Genomic DNA, 17,797 nt, shown 5'->3' with positions numbered 1-17,797 from the left:
GCATGCAAAAGCTCTAGCCCGGCTTAGAAACCGGTTTTGCTGGTCTTGAGAAGGATGTTGGTCTCGGTCGAATTGATGCCGTTGATCAGCCGGATGCGGCGCAGCGTCTCGTCGAAGGCGGCAAGGTCGCGGTCCTCGAGTTCGGCGACGAAATCCCATTTGCCGTTGGTGCTGTGAAGCGCGCGCACCTGCGGCAGGCCCCGCAACTGATCGGCCACCCTGTCGGCGAGCTTGCCGAGCACCTCGATCATCACGATGGCGCGCACGCCGGCGGAGCGCGTCTCATGGCCGGTGCGGATGGTGAAGCCGACGATGGTGCCGCTGGCCACCAGCCGGTCGATACGGGTGGCAACCGTTGCCCGCGATGCGCCGGTCATCGCTGCAAGCGAGGAGACGGAAATCCGGGCGTTATGGCGAAGTGCACTCAAAAGTTCGGTGTCGAGATCGTCCACGCTGATCACTTTGTCAAAAGTGGTTTATCAATCTGCGCAATCATAGTCCATTTCTGACACTTTTCCATCTTTTTGCCGCCAGCCCTTTATCCCACTATCGGTCGAAATAGGCCTCAACACGGAGCCCTCCAAAATGAATGCGCAATCGCGATCTGTCACCCTCATCGGCGCGCCGCTGGAAGAAGGCTCCGGCCGCAGAGGGGCTGCCATGGGCCCTGCGGCCCTGCGCATTGCCGGCGTCGACCAGACGCTGATCGAGCTTGGCCATGACGTTGCCGATCTCGGTGATCTCAGGATCGTACCGGCGATGGACCTGCCGAACCACCCGAAGGCCCATAATCTGAGGATCGTCGGCGCCTTCACCCGCGCGCTCGAAAGCAGCGTCCACGACGTCGCCGCCGCCGGGCGTTTCCCGCTCATTCTCGGCGGCGACCACAGCCTTTCCATGGGCAGCGTTTCCGGCATGGCCCGTTATGCCGCCAGCAAAGGCCGCCCGCTCTTCGTCCTCTGGCTCGATGCCCATGCCGATTTCAATTCTCCGGCGACGTCGCCCTCCGGCAATATTCACGGCATGCCGGTCGCCTTCTTCTGCGGCGAGGCGGAGTTCGCCGACATCCTGCCGAAGGACCGTCCGTTCGTCGACCCGAAGAATGTCTTCCAGGTCGGCATCCGTTCGGTCGATGCGCGCGAGCGCGAGGAAATCCACGAACACGGCGTCAACGTCTTCGACATGCGCGCAATCGACGAGCAGGGCATCGGCGCCATCATGCGTGAGATCCTCGATGTCGTCACCAAGGCGAACGGCCTGCTGCATGTCAGCCTCGACCTCGATTTCCTCGATCCCGAGATTGCCCCCGGCGTCGGCACGACGGTGCCTGGCGGTGCGACTTTCCGCGAGGCGCATCTGGTCATGGAAATGCTTTCGGACAGCGGCCTCGTCTCGTCGCTCGATCTCGTCGAGCTCAATCCGTTTCTCGACGATCGCGGCAAGAGCGCCCGCATCCTGGTGGAGCTGACGGCAAGCCTGTTTGGCCGCCGCATCTTCGATCGCCCGACACGCGCTGCATAAGAGCATGTCGAGCAAAAGTGTGCAGCGGTTTTGCGATAACGACATGCGTTGAAATAAGATTAGAGGGAGAACGGCCATGAACACTTCGGAAAAACTGATCGCCACTGAACAGCGGCTCGGCGCCCATAACTACAAGCCGCTCGACGTGGTGCTGACGCGCGGCGAAGGTGTTTATGTCTGGGATACCGACGGCAACCGTTATCTCGATTGCCTCTCGGCCTATTCCGCCGTCAACCAGGGCCATTGCCATCCGAAGATCCTCGCCGCCATGGTCGAGCAGGCGGGCAGGCTGACGCTCACCTCCCGCGCCTTCCGCAACGATCAGCTCGCCTATCTCTACGAAGAGCTCGCGGCTCTCACCGGATCGCACAAGATCCTGCCGATGAATTCCGGTGCCGAAGCGGTGGAGACTGCTATCAAGGCGGTGCGCAAATGGGGATATGAGGTCAAGGGCGTGCCGGAGGGCAAGGCGGAGATCATCGTCTGCGCCGATAATTTCCATGGCCGGACGCTGAGCATCATCAGCTTCTCGACAGATCCCGACGCCCGCAGCGGTTTCGGCCCCTACACGTCAGGTTTCCGCATCATTCCCTTCGGCGATGCCGAGGCTTTCGCCGCCGCAATCAACGGCAATACCGTGGCCGCCCTGATCGAGCCGATCCAGGGCGAAGCCGGCGTCATCATCCCGCCGGCGGGCTATTTCACCCGCATCCGCGAGCTTTGCACGACAAACAACGTCACCCTCATCCTCGACGAGATCCAGACGGGCCTCGGCCGTACCGGCAAACTGCTGGCCGAGGAGCACGAAGGCATCGAGGCCGACGTGACGCTGATCGGCAAGGCGCTGTCCGGCGGCTTCTATCCGGTGTCGGCCGTGCTTTCGAATTCCGAGGTTCTGGGCGTGCTGCAGCCCGGCCAGCATGGCTCGACCTTCGGCGGCAATCCGCTAGCCTGCGCAGTGGCGCGCGCAGCACTCAAGGTGCTGACGGAAGAGGGCATGATCGAGAACGCCGCAGTTATGGGCGACTATTTCCTCGAAGGCCTCAGGTCGATCCGCTCGAATATCGTCAGGGACGTGCGCGGCCGCGGCCTGATGATGGCCATCGAGCTGGAACCCGAAGCCGGCGGCGCACGGCACTATTGCCATGCGCTGACGAAGCGCGGTCTTCTCGCCAAGGACACCCACGACCACACGATTCGCCTCGCTCCGCCATTGGTCATATCAAGAGAGCAGGTCGATTGGGCGGTCTCGCAGATCGAAAAGACGATAAGCTGAGTAAATCGGCGCAATTCTTCTTTGGGATCACTGATAAGCCTGGAATACCCTGACTGCGAAAATATCGGCTCGAGGAGATCGGCAGCAAAACTGCCTCGCCTTCATCCGAGCTTAAAAACCTTCTCAATCTCGTCTTTCAATTTAGATTTGGGCAACACTCTTTCGCTAAAGTCATCGATAACCGTAACGATGCTTCGCCGAGCGCAAAGCCATCGCGTGGTATGAAGGCAAAGCTTGTCCGCGCCAATGGTGGCGCATCCGCTTCTGCCCTGGCTTACGATAGTTGGGAAGAATTCTAATGGCCACGATCAATTCGACTAACTTCAGCGGCGATACGCTCGAAATTATTGCCTTCCGCCTGCATGATCAGGAATTCTGCGTCAAGACCACGACCATCCGCGAAATCCGCGGCTGGGCACCATCGACGCCGATCCCGCATGCGCCGGCCGATGTCATCGGTGTCATGAACCTGCGCGGCTCGGTGATCCCGATCATCGATCTTGCTTTCAAGCTCGGCATGAAGAGCACGGTCGCCAACGAGCGCAGCGCCATCGTCGTTGCCGAAGTCCACAGCATGGTCATCGGCATGCTCGTCGACCGCGTCTCGGATATTCTCACCATCTCCTCCAGCCAGGTCCAGCCGGTGCCCGAGGTGACCGCCTCCTTCGACCGCGCCTATTGCGAAGGCATTATTGCTTCGGAAAATGGCATGATCTGCTTCCTGAACCTCGCCAAGATGTTCAAGGAAAACGAAACGGACGAACTGGTCGCCTGATCCGGCCAATATAATCTGGACATTTGCACAATTCGGATATTCGAAAACCGCCCGGTAACGGGCGGTTTTTTATTGCGGAACAAGCAGCAGGCTGCAGGAAAACGGCAGCCTCACTGGATTGGTTGTGCCGCCGCGAGGCGGCACTTTTGCTTATCCGAACAGCGCGAAAGTCGCCCTCAGCGTCACCCAGACACCCCACAGCAGCGGAATGCCGACGACGGCCCAGGCAAGCATCGCCTTGGCGTCCAGCCCGCCTGTGCCGATGCCGAAGGAACCGGTCGGCCCGGCATTGACAGCTGCCGACTTCGCCTGCAGCGCAGCGACCTCGTCATCCGACATGAACCATTTGTCCGAAAGCGGCTTGATCAGCGCATTGGCGATGAGCCCGAGCGCCAGCATTCCGGCGAGGATATACATGGTGCCGGTATAGAGGGTTGGCCCGGGCGCAACGCCGGCGGCGATCTGCGCTTCGCGGATATAGTTGACGACGACGGGGCCGACGATGCCTGCCGTTGCCCAGGCCGTCAGCAGCCGGCCGTGGATGGCGCCGACGAACTGCGTACCGAAAATATCGGCAAGATAGGCCGGGATCGTCGCAAAGCCGCCGCCGTACATCGACAGGATGATGCCGAAGGAGAGAACGAACAGCGCCTTGTTGCCCATGCCTGCGAAAGTGGGCGCCAGTGCATAGAGCACGATGCCGAGGACGAAGAAGCAATAATAGGTATTCTTACGGCCGATCTTGTCGGAGAGCGACGCCCAGAAGAACCGCCCGCCGATATTGAAGAGCGACAGCAAACCGGCGAAACCGGCGGCGATCGTGGCGATCGATGCCTTCTGCCCGGCGTCGAGCTGGGCGAAGCCGACATCCGGCAGGCCGATCAGCGAGCCGGCGAAGATCTCCTGCAGCATCGGCGAGGCCATGCCGAGAACGCCGATACCGGCCGAAACATTGAGGCAAAGCACCGCCCAGATCAGCCAGAACTGTTTTGTCCTGTGGGCATTGCGCAGGTGCACATGTTTGGTGGTGATCATCGTGCTCTTGGCTGCAGGCGGCGTCCAACCCTCGGGACGCCAGCCGGCCGGCGGAATGCGATAGCCGAAGGCGCCGCCCATCATGAAGACGAAATAGATCACCGCCATGACGATGAAGGTCTGCCAGACGCCGACCGAACTGTCGGTCTTGAAGGTATTCATCAACAGGTTGGCCAATGGGGCGCCGATCATCGCACCGCCGCCGAAGCCCATGATCGCCATCCCGGTCGCCATGCCGCGCCGGTCGGGGAACCATTTGATCAGTGTCGAGACCGGCGAGATGTAACCGAGGCCGAGACCGATGCCGCCGATGACGCCGGCGCCGAGCCACATCATCCAGAGCTGATGCGTGATGACGCCGATCGCGGCAAGAATGATGCCGCCGCACCAGCAGCAGGCGGAAACGACGCCCGCCTTGCGCGGACCGGCCCGCTCGAGCCAGCCGCCCCAGATGGCGGCGGACGAACCAAGCAGAACGAAGAACAGCGTATAGATCCAGCCGAGGTCGGCAACGCGCCAGTCGCAGGTCGTGGTGAACAGCGCCGAGGCAAGTGTCAGATCGGGGCAGGCCGTCGAGGCCGTGATCCCGAGCGACTTAGAAAGCGGCAGCCAGAAGACGCTGAAACCATAGGCCATGCCGATGCAGAGATGAATGGCGAGCGCCGCCGGCGGCACCAGCCACCGATTGAACCCGGGCCTTGCGACGATCCTTTCACGATCGAGCAGGCCGCCCCCCGCCAACGCCCCGTCTGTACGTGTTCCCGCTGCTGTCATGAACAACTCCTCCTTGATTCAGACCTGGCTTGATTCAGACTTAGTGTGACCGGCATACGCAGGCAGCTTGCTCCTGCCTCCCCTCCCGCATGGGCCCGATACTGGCTATGGGACCTGGTGTGTCACCGGCTCCGGTTTTCGGATCAGAGGAACGGCCTGAACCACGAGCGCGTCCAGGCCATTCTCCTCATTCTCCAGAATTTCGAACAATTGCCGCCGCATGCGCGGGTCCCAGAATTTATTGATATGGCTGGCGACCCCCAGCGCAGCCTCGCTTTCCGGCTGACTCTTGAAGAAGGTGGCGATTTGGTTTGCCATATAGACGAGCTTGGTCTTGGTATCATGCGACATCGGCAATGCTTCCGGGCGAGATGCGGTGCGGGTGGGTGAAAATCTCGAAATCCTCGCCACGCACCAGCGCGACGAGCGTCATGCCGGCTTCTTCGGCCGTGCGGATGGCGAGAGCCGTCGGCGCCGATATGGCGATGAGCACCGGGCTGCCGAGGATCGCCGCCTTCTGCACCATCTCGACGGAAAGCCGGCTGGTGACGACGACGGCGCCGTCCTCGCCTCTTTCGCTGGCGCCGATGACGGCGCCGCAGAGCTTGTCCAGCGCATTGTGCCGGCCGACATCTTCGCGCACGGCAATCAGCCCCCTGCCGGGAAGATAGAACCCGGCGCCATGCACCGCCCGCGTCTCACGATGCAGCGGCTGTGCCTCGTTCAGAAGCGAAATGGCCCGCACGATATCCGCATGCGACAGCGCCAACGGCGATGTCGAAACGTCAGGCACCGGCCGTACCGCCTGTTCGATCGATTCGATGCCGCAGAGCCCGCAACCGACCGGTCCCGCCATGCTGCGGCGTCGTGCCCGCAGCCGATCGGCGACGTCGTCGACCAGGCTCACCTGCACATCGATCCCTTGCTCGCCCTCGACCACCTCGATGCCTGATATCTCCGCCGGCCCGGCAATGATCCCTTCGGTCAGGCTGAAGCCGACGGCAAAATCCTCGAGATCCGCAGGCGTGGCCATCATCACCGCATGCGAACTGCCGCCATAGGAAAAGGCGATCGGCACCTCTTCCGGCACGATGCGCGAACCGGTCTGGAGGATGCCGTTGCGGCGGGTGGTCTCGGGAGCGTGCGCGGTGATCGTGAATTTTACCATGCGGCAATAGGATGAGAGGCATCCTCCTCCGCAGCTCGGCCCATCGGGAAGAGAACGTCAGCCGCTTGCGCCCTCTTCTCCCCAGCGGGGAGAAGTGCCGAGCAAAGCGAGGCGATGAGGGGGGCGAGCGACGGCAGGAGCGAGCGCACCGAGCGCAAACGAGGGGCAGCACCATATGCCGAACCGCCCTCCTCATCCGCCCTACGGGCACCTTCTCCCCGCTGGGGAGAAGAGGGAGCCTCGCCGACAATGCCAGACTGCCTCTCCACCATCACTCCGCAGCCTCGAGCTTGCCGGCGATGCGGCGCGATTGCCGCGCCTGCTCGTCATATTCCAGCTGCCATTCGCTCGGCCCGTTGGAGGGCGAGATCTGCACCGCCGTCACCTTGTATTCCGGGCAGTTCGTCGCCCAGTCGGAGAAATCGGTGGTAATGACGTTCGCCTGCGTCGTGGGATGATGGAAGGTCGTATAGACGACACCCGGCGCGACGCGATCGGTGATCAGCGCCCTGAGCGTGGTGTCGCCGGAACGGCTGCCGAGCTTCACCCAGTCGCCGTCGCGAACGCCGCGCTGCTCGGCATCATGCGGATGGATTTCCAGCCGATCTTCCGCATGCCAGACGACATTCTCGGTCCGCCGCGTCTGCGCCCCGACATTGTACTGGCTGAGGATGCGGCCGGTGGTGAGAAGCAGCGGGAAGCGCGGGCCGGTGCGCTCGTCGGTCGCCACATATTCGGTGCGGATGAACTTGCCCTTGCCGCGCACGAAGCCGTTGACATGCATGATCGGCGAGCCGAGCGGGTTCTTCTCGTTGCAGGGCCACTGCACCGAGCCCATTTTGTCGAGATAGTCGTAGGAGACCATCGCGAAACTCGGCGTCGTTGCGGCGATCTCGTCCATGATCTCCGACGGATGGGTGTAATTCCAGTCGAGCCCCATCGCCTGGGCAAGCTTCTGCGTCACTTCCCAGTCGCCATAGCCGTTGCGCGGCGACATCACCTTGCGCACGCGATTGATGCGGCGCTCCGCATTGGTGAAGGTGCCGTCCTTCTCGAGGAAGGTCGAGCCCGGCAGGAAGACATGAGCGTAATTGGCAGTCTCGTTGAGGAACAGGTCCTGCACGACGACGCATTCCATCGCCGCAAGCCCGGCCGCGACATGTTTGGTATCGGGATCGGACTGCAGGATGTCTTCACCCTGGATGTAAATGCCTTTGAAGGAGCCGTCGACTGCTGCATCCAGCATGTTCGGAATACGCAGGCCCGGCTCGTTGTTGAGCTTCACGCCCCAGAGCTTTTCGAAGATATCGCGCGTCGCATCGTCGGAAATGTGCCGGTAGCCCGGCAATTCGTGCGGGAACGAGCCCATGTCGCAGGAGCCCTGCACATTGTTCTGGCCGCGCAACGGGTTCACGCCGACGCCGGGACGGCCGATATTGCCGGTCGCCATCGCCAAATTGGCGATCGCGATGACCGTGGTCGAGCCCTGGCTGTGTTCGGTGACGCCGAGGCCATAATAGATCGCGCCATTGCCGCCCTTGGCATAGAGCCCTGCCGCGCCGCGCAGATCCGCCGCCGGCACGCCGGTGAAGATCTCGGTCTCTTCGGGACTGTGCTGCGGTTCGGCGACGAAGGCCGCCCAGTCCTCGAACTCCGACCAGTCGCAGCGCTCGCGGATGAACGCCTCGTCAAAGAGCCCTTCGGTGACGATCACATGCGCCAGCGCCGTCATGACCGCGACATTGGTACCGGGCTTCAACGGCAGGTGATAGGAGGCCTCGATATGCGGCGAGCGGACGATATCGGTGCGGCGCGGGTCGATGACGATGAGCTTGGCGCCCTGGCGCAGCCGCTTCTTCAGCCGCGAGCCGAACACCGGATGCCCATCGGTCGGATTGGCGCCGATGACGATGACGACGTCGGAATGCTCGACGCTGTCGAAATCCTGCGTGCCCGCCGACGTGCCGAAGGTCTGGCCGAGGCCGTAACCCGTCGGCGAATGGCAGACGCGGGCGCAGGTGTCGACATTGTTGTTGCCGAAGCCGGCGCGGATCAGCTTCTGCACCAGATACGTTTCCTCATTGGTGCAGCGCGACGAAGTGATGCCGCCAGTCGCCTCGCGGCCGTATTGATACTGGATGCGGCGGAACTCCAGCGCCACATGCGCGAAAGCCTCGTCCCAGCTCACTTCCCGCCAGGGATCGCTGACCTTTTCGCGGATCATCGGATTGAGGATGCGGTCCTTGTGGGTGGAATAGCCATAGGCGAAACGGCCCTTGACGCAGGAATGGCCGCGATTGGCCTGACCGTCCTTCCACGGCACCATGCGCACCAGTTCCTCGCCGCGCATCTCCGCCTTGAAGGAACAGCCGACGCCGCAATAGGCGCAGGTGGTGACAGCCGAATGCTCGGGCTGGCCGATCTGGATCACCGACTTCTCCGTCAGCGTCGCGGTCGGGCAGGCCTGGACGCAGGCACCGCAGGAGACGCATTCGGAATCGATGAAATGCTCGTGCATGCCGGGCGAAACGCGCGAGCCGAAACCACGGCCCTCGATCGTCAGCGCGAAGGTTCCCTGCACTTCCTCGCAGGCGCGCACGCAGCGCGAACAGACGATACATTTCGAGGGATCATAGGTGAAATAGGGATTGGACTCGTCCTTCGGCATCCATTTCAGATTGATGTCGCCATTGCTGCGCGCCTTGACGTGGTTGTCGCCCTCATAGCCGTAGCGCACGTCGCGCAGGCCGACGGCGCCCGCCATGTCCTGCAATTCGCAATCGCCGTTGGCCGCGCAGGTGAGACAGTCGAGCGGATGGTCGGAGATATAGAGTTCCATCACGCCGCGGCGGATATCCTTCAACCGCCCCGTCTGCGTGTGCACCACCATGTTCGCCGCCACCGGCGTCGTGCAGGAGGAGGGCGTGCCGTTGCGGCCTTCGATCTCGACGAGGCAAAGCCGGCAGGAGCCGAAAGCGTCGACCATATCTGTGGCACAGAGCTTCGGCACCTTTATGCCGGCCTCCATCGAGGCGCGCATGATCGAGGTGCCCTCCGGCACGCTGATCTGCTGACCGTCGATGGTAAGCGTCACCATGGCCTCTGACTTCGAAGCGGGGGTGCCGTAGTCGATTTCATGGATGAGAGACATGATTGGTCTCCTTGCTTGAGATGGTGAGGTCAGCGCAGGCGTTCCATGAAAAACGCGTCATTCCGCCGCCTCCACCAGAGGTGCCGGCGAAAAATCCTCCGGGAAATGCGTCATGGCGCTCATCACAGGATAGGGCGTGAACCCACCCAGCGCACAGAGCGAGCCGAACTTCATCGTGTTGCAGAGATCGGCAAGCAGCGCCCGGTTCTTCTCCGGCTCGATACCGTGAGCGATCTTGTCGGCCGTCTCCACGCCGCGCGTCGAGCCGATGCGGCAGGGCGTGCACTTGCCGCAACTTTCGACGGCGCAGAATTCCATGGCGAAACGCGCCTGCTTCAGCATATCGGCGGTGTCGTCGAAGACGACGATGCCGGCATGGCCGATCAGCCCGTCCCTGGCGGCGAAGGATTCGTAATCGAATGGCGTGTCGAACAGCGCCCGCGGGAAATAGGCGCCGAGCGGTCCGCCGACCTGTACGGCCTTGACCGGCCGTCCCGTCACTGTACCGCCACCGATCCTGTCGACGATATCTCCGAGCGAAAGACCGAAGGCCGTCTCAAAGAGGCCGCCATATCTGACATTGCCGGCAATCTGCAGCGGGATGGTGCCGCGTGAGCGGCCCATGCCGAAATCGCGATAGAAGGCCGCGCCCTTTTCCATGATGACGGGCACCGAAGCCAGCGAGATCACATTGTTGATGACGGTCGGACAGTTAAACAGCCCCTTATGCGCCGGCAGCGGCGGCTTGGCACGCACGATGCCGCGCTTGCCTTCGAGGCTGTTGAGCAGCGCGGTCTCCTCGCCACAGACATAGGCGCCGGCGCCGGTGCGCACTTCGATATCGAAGGCGCGGCCAGAGCCGAGCACCGATGGTCCGAGAATGCCGGCCTGGCGCGCAATGCCGACGGCCTCGGTCATGACTGAGATCGCATGCGGATATTCCGAACGCGTATAGACGAAACCCTTGGTCGCCCCGGTCGCGAGCCCTGATATCGCCATGCCCTCGATCAACACGAAGGGATCGCCCTCCATGATCATCCGGTCGGCAAAGGTGCCGCTGTCGCCCTCATCGGCATTGCAGACGATATATTTGCGTTCGCCGGCGGCATCGAGAACGGTCTTCCACTTGATGCCGGTGGGAAAGCCGGCGCCGCCGCGTCCGCGCAGGCCGGAATCGGTGATTTCCTTGACGATATCGACTGGTGTCATCGAGATGGCGCGACGAAGGCCGGCAAGACCGCCATGCGCCTCGTAATCGCCAAGCGAAAGCGGATCGGTGACGCCGCAGCGGGCGAAGGTCAGGCGGGTCTGTTCCTTGAGGAACGGGAGGTCTTCAACCTCCCCGAGACAGAGCCGATGCTCGCCTCCATCAATCATCCCGGCATCGAACAAACCAGGCACATCCTTCGCCTTCACCGACCCGTAGCCGATGCGCTTGCCGGCAACCTCGACCTCGACCAACGGCTCCAGCCAGAACATTCCGCGCGAGCCGTTGCGCACGATCTCGGCATCGAAGCCGCGGGCGGCGATCTCCTGGGCAATCGCCTTTGCCACCTTTTCGGCTCCGAGCGCCAGCGCTGCGGCATCGCGCGGAACATATATCCTGACCGTCATCGGCGTGCCTCCGCGACGAGTTCCGCCGCCGTCTGATCGTCCACCCGGCCATAGACCTCGCCGTCGAGCATCGCCGCCGGCGCGCAGGCGCAGAGCCCCAGACAATAGACCGGCTCCAGCGTCACGCCGCCATCGAGCGTCGTTTGATGAAAATCGATGCCGAGCAGCGCCTTGACGCGTTCGGCCAGCGCATCGGCGCTCATCGACTGACAGGCTTCGGCGCGACAGAGCTTCAGCACATGCCGTCCGGCGGGATGGTCGCGATAATCATGATAGAAGGTCACCACGCCATGCACCTCGGCACGGGAGAGGTTCAATTCCTCCGCGATAACAGGCATGGCTTCCTGCGGCACATAGCCGAATTCCTGCTGAACCTCGTGCAGAATTGGAAGCAGCGGCCCTTCGAGAAAGCGAAGATCGGCGACGATGGCTCGGGTGCGCTCTGCAATATCGCCTTCGGCGATATGAATGGTCATAAGGCAGCCCTCCCAGCGGCTTGCTCGTTGCGAAATAGCGGGCCTCCCCCGGCCGAGTGCTATTCCGTAACCACCATCTCAGGGAAGCAGCCGGCGATCAATAAAGCTATCTCGTTGCTTGATAGGTTTTTTCTATCAAAGTTCTTCATCTTGTACGAGCACTCTCGCTTCATGCAGCAAGGCCGAGACAAGCGGCGTGAAGGGCTCGCGATAAGGCGCAACAAGGCCGACCAGATGATGCGCCTCCGGCTCAACGATTGGAATCATGCGAATTTCCACTGGAAATCCGAAGGATTTGGCGACGTTGCGCGGCATGATGCTCGCCCAGCGTCCGGTCCTGACATGCGAGAACAGCACGATCATCGAGTTGGATTCGAGTGTCGGATGCGCTGTGGCGCCTGCTTCCGTCAAGTGGCGGTTGATGATCCGGCGGTTCTGCATGTCGGCAGTCAATAGACAAAGCCGAAGGTCGCCGATCTCCCGCCAGGTCACGTTGTCGCGATCGGATAGCGGGCTGCCGGCAGCCGTGATCAGATTATAGCGCTCGGCATAGAGGGGAACGGTCGTAACGCGGCCGAGCGGCTCGTTTTCGAGGTAGGTGACGCCTGCATCGATTTCGAGGTTTTCGAGCATGCTCAACACCTGCAGCGAATTCCGCGAGACGATCGAGAAGGTCACGCCGGGATGCCGCTCCTGAAAGGGCGTGGTGATGCGCGACAGCATGGCAAGGGCGGTCGGAATGGCGGCGAGGCGGATGTGGCCGGAAAGACCGCGGCGCGCGGCGCGCATCTCCTCGCGCATGGTGCGGGCATCGCCGACGATGCGCCGGGCCCATTCGAGCACCCGCTGCCCCTCCGGCGTCAGCCCCTGGAACCGCGAACCGCGCTGCACCAGCATGACGCCGAGCTGATCCTCGAGCTGCCGGATGGCCGCCGAAAGCGTCGGCTGCGAGATCCCGCACTCCTCCGCGGCACGGCCAAAATGCTTTTCATTGGCAAGGGCGATGAAGAATTCCAGCTTGTCGATCATCCGGTCTCCCGATCCGGCGTGACATCATCCGGGTCAGTTCATCTTTGACGCAGCAGCCGCGCGCCGCAAGGGCGATCTCTAGATCAGGATGATTTTAGGCCCGATCGGCCTAAAATCTGAATCCTGATCTAAATCAAAGAAATAGAGCATGATGTCGTCCGAAAACCGCGCACACTTTTCGGCATCATGCTCTAACTGTTTTCTGCAGCCGGAAAAAGATCGAACAGCGATTCGAGAAAGGCAAGCACGCTGACATTGCCGATGCTGTAATAGACCAGCCTGCCCTGGCGGCGCGTATGGACCAGGCTTTCGAGCCTTAACCGCGCCAGTTGCTGCGAGACCATTGCCTGCTGGATGATATGTCAAAAAACGTCCAAACAAATCAGCAGATAAGCTGACCTCCATTAATCTCGACCACCTGTCCGGTGATGTAGCCCGAGAGCGAGGGAGCCGCCAAGAACAGATAGGCGGGAGCACAGTCCTCCGCCGTGCCGAGCCGCTGCAGGGGGATGGATTTTCTCGTCTGCTCCAGCTTTTCGCGAGAGGAATAGCGCTCATGGAAATCCGTCTCGATCGTTCCCGGCGACACGCAATTGACGCGGATTCCGTCCGGTGCAAGCTCACGGGCAAGCGCCTTGGAATAGGTCGCAACGAAGGCTTTCGAGGCCGAATAGATCGAGGAACCGGGGCTGCCGCCGGTCAGCGCCGAAATCGAAACGGTGTTGACGATGGCAGCACCACCAGCCGCCTTCAATGCCGGCAGCAGCGCCCGCGTCAGCGCCACCACCGATGTCTGGTTGAGCCGCACGACCGCCTCATATTCTGCATCGGTGAGTGTGGCAGCGGGAAAACGACCAAGCATGGTGCCGGCGTTGTTGACCAGCACATCGACCTTATCGAAAAAGGCGAGAGTATCCTCGGCAAATTGCGCTGCCCCACCGACTGCAGAGAAATCGGCATTAAGCAGCAGCGCCCGTCTTTCGGATTCAGCCGTCAGCAGGAAATCCGGCAGGTCGCGTCCCGGCTTGCGCCCGGTATGGACGATCACCTTCGCGCCGCAGTCCAGGAACTGCCGGGCCACTTCAAGGCCGATGCCGCGGCCGGCGCCGGTCACCACGACATTGCGATTTTCGAACAGTCTGGGATGGAACACGAAGCCGTCCTCCTCGCGGACAGTGCCGCCGGTTGTGTCATTCGCCCTTAACATATGAGCGCGCCGACTGAAAGAAAGGCGCGCATCGATCTTTCCCGGCGAAAACAGGGGTTAGTTTTCGGTCTCCAGAAGCCGCGCGCCCGGCCCCTCCTTGCCGAGCCGGTCGCAGGGATTGCGCAACGGACAGCTTTCGATCGACAGGCAGCCGCAGCCGATGCAGCCGGTCAGACGGTCGCGCAGCAGGCTAAGCCGCCTGATTCGCGCGTCGAGATCATCCTTCCAGCGCGCCGAAAGCGTCTGCCAGTCGGCCACTGTCGGCGTGCGTCCCTGCGGCAGGGACTCGAACGCCGCCTGGATTTCCGAAAGCGGAATGCCGACACGCTGCGCCACCTTGATGATGCCGAGCCGGCGAAGCACATCGCGCCCATAGCGCCGCTGATTGCCGCGGGAGCGGATGCTTGAGATCAGCCCCTTGGTCTCGTAAAAATGCAGCGCCGAGACAGCCAGGCCGCTGCGCTCCGCCACTTCACCGACCGTCAGGAGCTTGCCGAGCGGCGCTGCCGGAATTGTATCCATGCCTCTTGACCTCAAGATTAGTTGAGGTTTTATAACCCTTGCTCCTGCAATCGTAAAGTCCAATCGCAATAAGGAGCGACGCATGCAAACACCCACCAGGCTGGCTGTCATCTACGGAAGCACGAGAGAGGGCCGCATCTGCGACCGGGTGGTCAAATGGCTGACTCAGGAGCTCATCCGCTTCCCACAATTTGATATCGACATCATCGACCCATTGGATTTCGCACTGCCGGCCAACCGTGACATGGCGCATCCCGAAGTCGACAGGCTCGCAGGACGGCTTGGCATGGCCGACGCCTTCATCATCGTCACGCCGGAATACAATCACAGCTTCACTGCCTCGTTGAAGTCGATCATCGATTTCTTCTTCGAGCCCTGGCAGGGCAAGCCGGTCGCCTTCGTTTCCTATGGCGGCATATCCGGCGGCCTGCGCGCCGTCGAACAGCTGCGGCTGGTCTTTGCCGAACTGCACGCCGTCACCATCCGCGATTCGGTGAGCTTTGCCGCACCTTGGAACCGCTTCGACCCAGACGGACAACTCGATAATCCCGCCGATACAATGCGTTTGCTCGATCGGATGATGGCGAGGCTGGAATGGTGGACGCAAGCGCTCGTCACCGCCCGCAGCGATCGTCCCTATGCCGACATGGAGCGCCGCGCGTCTTTTCAGACGTACGCATAAGCCAGAAAGCTCCGGTTCCGTTCCCGGCAGGTACGGAACCATTGGGAACACCCGGGCAGATCCTCCGCCCGGGTGTTTTCCCTCACATCCGGTTCATTCCGACCGCACGGACGGGTTCGCAATTTTGCTGTTGCGGGGAGAAAACCCCGGTGGTAGTTTCCGCGCAAATAACAGGGGAGCTCCGTATTGCCGGGGCTGAGATGTGAGGCGCAAGCCTCTGGACCCTTCAAAGCTGATCTGGGTAATGCCAGCGGAGCGAGGTTCAGATGTTCTCAGGCGCACAAGTGTCACTCTATCCGATGTCCGACAATTTCGTCGGCATCATTCTCGATGCCGTCACGGCGCTCGACCCCTATCGCGACCGGCTGCGCATCGAGACCGATGACATCTCCACTTTGCTGGTCGGCCCGCCTGACATTCTCTTCGCCGCCATGCACGATCTTTTCGTCGCCGCCACAAAGACCGGCGAGCATTGCGTGCTGTCCGCTGCCGTTTCACGCGGCTGCCCCGGCGAGCCCGACGACGCCATCTGCGGCGTCAACCCCTCCCTCGGCCAGGCGGAGCCGCTTGCCGAGCGTATAACAGCCGCACTTGCCGCCGTTGAAATCACCGCCGAAACTGGACAGCCGACCGCTGCGCAATTCTCGCTCAATGTCATGGGAACCGGTACCCATATGGACGAGATCTATGGCTGCATCGACTTTCTGAAGCGCTCCGGCACCTTCGACCGCGCCAAGAATTTCTGCACCAGGCTCTCTGGCGACGCTGGCGCCGTCTTCGCCACCATTCGTGAGGCCTTCTCGCGCTTCGGCGAACCCGAAGGGCATGTGACCCTCGACATCACGGTGTCGGCCAACAGCCCGACGAAAGCTTGAAATCGAACGCTGATGACACCGTCAAAACCATCGGAATCGCGCCTTGCCGCGCTCCGCGCCGCTCTCTACCGGGGCATACCCGCCTTGCTCGCCGGCTGCATCTTCTTGGCGGCATGGGAACTCTATGTCGATCTCTCCGGCATCAAACCGTCCATCCTGCCGGCGCCTTCGCGCATCGTCATCCAGGGTTGGCTGAACCGCGAGGCACTGATATCAAACACCTGGCCGACGCTCGGCGCGACACTCGGTGGTTTCGCCCTGTCGCTTGCCTTCGCCTTCGCCGCCTCGATCCTCATGGATTTCGTGCCCTTCATGCGCCGGGCATTGCTGCCGATCTTCATCGCCAGCCAGACCCTGCCGCTGGTGGCGATCGCCCCCCTCGTCGTCCTCTGGTTCGGCTTCGGCCTGTTGCCGAAGATCCTGCTGGTGGCGCTCGTCACCTTCTTCCCGCTGCTCGTCGCCTTGCTGCAGGGCTATGAATCGACCGACCGCGACATCGCCGAATTGCTGAATTCGATGAAGGCGAGCCGCTGGCGCATTTTCCGTCTGGCACGGCTTCCCTCCTCGCTGCCCTATTTCTTCGCCGGCCTGCGGATCTCGATCACCTATGCCGTCGTCGGCGCGATCTTTGCCGAATATGCCGGCGCCGCCCGCGGCCTCGGCATCTATATCCTCAACGCCAAGAACAACTTCCGCCCCGATCTCGTGCTCGCCGCCGTCGTCGTCAGCGCCGTGCTGACGCTCTGCCTCTTCGGGTTGACGCTGATGATCCAGCGCCTCGTCATGCCCTGGCAACAATCCGGGGAGCAGCGCCGATGAGCGATGGAATGGTTGAACTCACCAACATCTCGAAGTCCTTCGACGGCATGAAGGTGCTGGGCGATATTTCGCTCGCCGTCGCAGACGGCGAGTTCGTCTCGATCGTCGGCCCGTCCGGCTCCGGAAAATCGACGGTACTGAGATTGCTGACACAGGCGCTTCGGCCCGATTCCGGCACCATGCTCTTCAAGGGCGCGCCGCTGGAACAGGCGCCGCATTCCTTCGCCTTCATGCCGCAACGCGATGCGCTGATGCCCTGGCGCCGGATCATCGACAATGCCGCACTCGGCCTTGAGGTGCGCGGCATGAGCCGCCGCTCGGCCCGTGCCGCCGTCGCGCCTCTGTTCGAGCGCTTCGGCCTCGCAGGCTTCGAGCATCACTATCCCTCCGAACTGTCAGGCGGCATGCGCCAGCGCGCCGCGCTGCTGCGCACCGTCGTTCAGACCCAGGACATGCTGCTGCTCGACGAGCCTTTCGGCGCGCTGGACGCGCTCACGCGCACGCAGATCCAGGAATGGCTGCAGGGCATGTGGACCGAACACCGCTGGACGGCGCTGTTGATTACCCATGATGTTCGCGAGGCCGTGTTTCTCTCCGACCGTATCTACGTGCTCTCGGCTCGTCCGGCGCGTATCATCCGCGAATTCCGCGTTCCTCTGCCCCGTCCGAGAAGCATTGCCGATCTCGGCTCGCCGGCGGCCCAGGCGATCGAAACCGAAATCCTGCAAACCCTGCTTCATCCGCTAGAACAGGATGATTTTAGGCCGGTCGGCCTAAAATCTGAATCCTGTTCTAATTTAAAGAGTTAGAGCATGATGTCGTCCGAAAACAGCTCACACTTTTCGGCATCATGCCCTAGAGACCTGAGGAGGT

The 17,797-nt window shown here is 62.0% G+C and carries 17 protein-coding genes, 1 pseudogene and 1 riboswitch; of the genes and pseudogenes, 7 read left to right on the top strand and 11 right to left on the bottom strand.

The genetic code is table 11. The annotated features are described in order from the left end of the window. Nucleotides 1-23: 23 nt before the first annotated feature. Entirely contained in the window at nucleotides 24-461 is a 438-nt protein-coding gene (locus HFO71_RS15910; protein ID WP_011653765.1) for an Lrp/AsnC family transcriptional regulator, read from the bottom strand. A 124-nt stretch (nucleotides 462-585) separates the two neighbouring features. On the opposite strand from HFO71_RS15910, the gene rocF reads away from it, so the two are divergent. From rocF to HFO71_RS15895, 3 genes are all read left to right on the top strand, one after another. After that, a complete protein-coding gene (gene rocF / locus HFO71_RS15905; RefSeq protein ID WP_027666841.1) occupies nucleotides 586-1,521 on the top strand; it encodes an arginase in 936 nt (311 codons plus the stop codon). A gap of 76 nt (nucleotides 1,522-1,597) precedes the next feature. Next, on the top strand, nucleotides 1,598-2,797 hold the full coding sequence (gene rocD, locus HFO71_RS15900) for an ornithine--oxo-acid transaminase (protein ID WP_221988218.1): 1,200 nt from the start codon (nucleotides 1,598-1,600) through the stop codon (nucleotides 2,795-2,797). A gap of 298 nt (nucleotides 2,798-3,095) precedes the next feature. Then, nucleotides 3,096-3,572, top strand: coding sequence for a chemotaxis protein CheW (locus HFO71_RS15895; RefSeq protein WP_077977802.1), 477 nt, complete (start codon nucleotides 3,096-3,098; stop codon nucleotides 3,570-3,572). 150 nt (nucleotides 3,573-3,722) lie between these two features. Here the strand turns inward: HFO71_RS15895 and HFO71_RS15890 are convergent, their stop codons facing one another. From HFO71_RS15890 to soxR, 10 genes and pseudogenes are all read right to left on the bottom strand, one after another. Beyond that, a complete protein-coding gene (locus HFO71_RS15890) occupies nucleotides 3,723-5,381 on the bottom strand; it encodes an OFA family MFS transporter (RefSeq protein ID WP_077977803.1) in 1,659 nt (552 codons plus the stop codon). Between the two features lie 105 nt (nucleotides 5,382-5,486). Continuing rightward, nucleotides 5,487-5,732 (bottom strand): formate dehydrogenase subunit delta, encoded by a 246-nt coding sequence (locus HFO71_RS15885; RefSeq protein WP_221988217.1) that lies wholly within the window; start codon nucleotides 5,730-5,732, stop codon nucleotides 5,487-5,489. After that, a complete protein-coding gene (gene fdhD / locus HFO71_RS15880) occupies nucleotides 5,722-6,549 on the bottom strand; it encodes a formate dehydrogenase accessory sulfurtransferase FdhD (protein ID WP_077977805.1) in 828 nt (275 codons plus the stop codon). The genes HFO71_RS15885 and fdhD overlap by 11 nt, the downstream gene beginning before the upstream one ends. A gap of 271 nt (nucleotides 6,550-6,820) precedes the next feature. Then, complete coding sequence (gene fdhF, locus HFO71_RS15875; RefSeq protein WP_077977807.1) at nucleotides 6,821-9,700, bottom strand: formate dehydrogenase subunit alpha; 2,880 nt, start codon at nucleotides 9,698-9,700, stop codon at nucleotides 6,821-6,823. Nucleotides 9,701-9,757: 57 nt separating this feature from the next. Next, a complete protein-coding gene (locus HFO71_RS15870; RefSeq protein ID WP_077977808.1) occupies nucleotides 9,758-11,314 on the bottom strand; it encodes a formate dehydrogenase beta subunit in 1,557 nt (518 codons plus the stop codon). Then, the gene (locus tag HFO71_RS15865) at nucleotides 11,311-11,790 is read right to left on the bottom strand and encodes a formate dehydrogenase subunit gamma (RefSeq protein ID WP_221988215.1); all 480 of its coding nucleotides are present in this window, start codon (nucleotides 11,788-11,790) and stop codon (nucleotides 11,311-11,313) included. Before HFO71_RS15865 ends, HFO71_RS15870 begins: the two co-directional genes overlap by 4 nt. Before the next feature lie 135 nt (nucleotides 11,791-11,925). Then, nucleotides 11,926-12,819: a LysR family transcriptional regulator gene (locus tag HFO71_RS15860; RefSeq protein ID WP_020051954.1), complete on the bottom strand. Its 894-nt coding sequence runs from the start codon at nucleotides 12,817-12,819 to the stop codon at nucleotides 11,926-11,928. A gap of 191 nt (nucleotides 12,820-13,010) precedes the next feature. After that, nucleotides 13,011-13,175: pseudogene (locus HFO71_RS15855) on the bottom strand (ArsR/SmtB family transcription factor); the annotation flags it as partial. 26 nt (nucleotides 13,176-13,201) lie between these two features. Then, the gene (locus tag HFO71_RS15850; protein ID WP_077978073.1) at nucleotides 13,202-13,972 is read right to left on the bottom strand and encodes an SDR family NAD(P)-dependent oxidoreductase; all 771 of its coding nucleotides are present in this window, start codon (nucleotides 13,970-13,972) and stop codon (nucleotides 13,202-13,204) included. Nucleotides 13,973-14,083: 111 nt separating this feature from the next. After that, nucleotides 14,084-14,548 (bottom strand): redox-sensitive transcriptional activator SoxR, encoded by a 465-nt coding sequence (gene soxR, locus HFO71_RS15845; RefSeq protein WP_017995352.1) that lies wholly within the window; start codon nucleotides 14,546-14,548, stop codon nucleotides 14,084-14,086. Nucleotides 14,549-14,630: 82 nt separating this feature from the next. Between soxR and HFO71_RS15840 the strand changes: the two genes are divergently transcribed. From HFO71_RS15840 to HFO71_RS15825, 4 genes are all read left to right on the top strand, one after another. After that, complete coding sequence (locus tag HFO71_RS15840; RefSeq protein ID WP_077977810.1) at nucleotides 14,631-15,230, top strand: NADPH-dependent FMN reductase; 600 nt, start codon at nucleotides 14,631-14,633, stop codon at nucleotides 15,228-15,230. A gap of 162 nt (nucleotides 15,231-15,392) precedes the next feature. Beyond that, nucleotides 15,393-15,506: riboswitch (TPP riboswitch) on the top strand. Further along, nucleotides 15,497-16,105, top strand: coding sequence for a YkoF family thiamine/hydroxymethylpyrimidine-binding protein (locus tag HFO71_RS15835; protein ID WP_131640827.1), 609 nt, complete (start codon nucleotides 15,497-15,499; stop codon nucleotides 16,103-16,105). Its footprint overlaps the riboswitch before it by 10 nt. Before the next feature lie 12 nt (nucleotides 16,106-16,117). Then, nucleotides 16,118-16,924, top strand: coding sequence for an ABC transporter permease (locus tag HFO71_RS15830; RefSeq protein WP_077977812.1), 807 nt, complete (start codon nucleotides 16,118-16,120; stop codon nucleotides 16,922-16,924). Continuing rightward, complete coding sequence (locus HFO71_RS15825) at nucleotides 16,921-17,733, top strand: ABC transporter ATP-binding protein (RefSeq protein WP_077977813.1); 813 nt, start codon at nucleotides 16,921-16,923, stop codon at nucleotides 17,731-17,733. The genes HFO71_RS15830 and HFO71_RS15825 overlap by 4 nt, the downstream gene beginning before the upstream one ends. Nucleotides 17,734-17,797: the final 64 nt, after the last annotated feature.

It is taken from the genome of Rhizobium laguerreae, from assembly GCF_019778565.1.
Classification (GTDB): Bacteria; Pseudomonadota; Alphaproteobacteria; order Rhizobiales; family Rhizobiaceae; genus Rhizobium; species Rhizobium laguerreae.
Note: the sequence above shows the minus strand (reverse complement) of the source record. Positions and strands in the feature narration are given on the sequence as shown.

Bases quoted from the DNA above. Each gene is read 5' to 3' on its own strand.
- rocF (WP_027666841.1), top strand. From the start codon at position 586: ATGAATGCGCAATCGCGATCTGTCACCCTCATCGGCGCGCCGCTGGAA.
- rocD (WP_221988218.1), top strand. From the start codon at position 1,598: ATGAACACTTCGGAAAAACTGATCGCCACTGAACAGCGGCTCGGCGCC.
- HFO71_RS15895 (WP_077977802.1), top strand. From the start codon at position 3,096: ATGGCCACGATCAATTCGACTAACTTCAGCGGCGATACGCTCGAAATT.
- HFO71_RS15890 (WP_077977803.1), bottom strand. From the start codon at position 5,381: ATGACAGCAGCGGGAACACGTACAGACGGGGCGTTGGCGGGGGGCGGC.
- HFO71_RS15885 (WP_221988217.1), bottom strand. From the start codon at position 5,732: ATGTCGCATGATACCAAGACCAAGCTCGTCTATATGGCAAACCAAATC.
- fdhD (WP_077977805.1), bottom strand. From the start codon at position 6,549: ATGGTAAAATTCACGATCACCGCGCACGCTCCCGAGACCACCCGCCGC.
- fdhF (WP_077977807.1), bottom strand. From the start codon at position 9,700: ATGTCTCTCATCCATGAAATCGACTACGGCACCCCCGCTTCGAAGTCA.
- HFO71_RS15870 (WP_077977808.1), bottom strand. From the start codon at position 11,314: ATGACGGTCAGGATATATGTTCCGCGCGATGCCGCAGCGCTGGCGCTC.
- HFO71_RS15865 (WP_221988215.1), bottom strand. From the start codon at position 11,790: ATGACCATTCATATCGCCGAAGGCGATATTGCAGAGCGCACCCGAGCC.
- HFO71_RS15860 (WP_020051954.1), bottom strand. From the start codon at position 12,819: ATGATCGACAAGCTGGAATTCTTCATCGCCCTTGCCAATGAAAAGCAT.
- soxR (WP_017995352.1), bottom strand. From the start codon at position 14,548: ATGGATACAATTCCGGCAGCGCCGCTCGGCAAGCTCCTGACGGTCGGT.
- HFO71_RS15840 (WP_077977810.1), top strand. From the start codon at position 14,631: ATGCAAACACCCACCAGGCTGGCTGTCATCTACGGAAGCACGAGAGAG.
- HFO71_RS15835 (WP_131640827.1), top strand. From the start codon at position 15,497: ATGTTCTCAGGCGCACAAGTGTCACTCTATCCGATGTCCGACAATTTC.
- HFO71_RS15830 (WP_077977812.1), top strand. From the start codon at position 16,118: ATGACACCGTCAAAACCATCGGAATCGCGCCTTGCCGCGCTCCGCGCC.
- HFO71_RS15825 (WP_077977813.1), top strand. From the start codon at position 16,921: ATGAGCGATGGAATGGTTGAACTCACCAACATCTCGAAGTCCTTCGAC.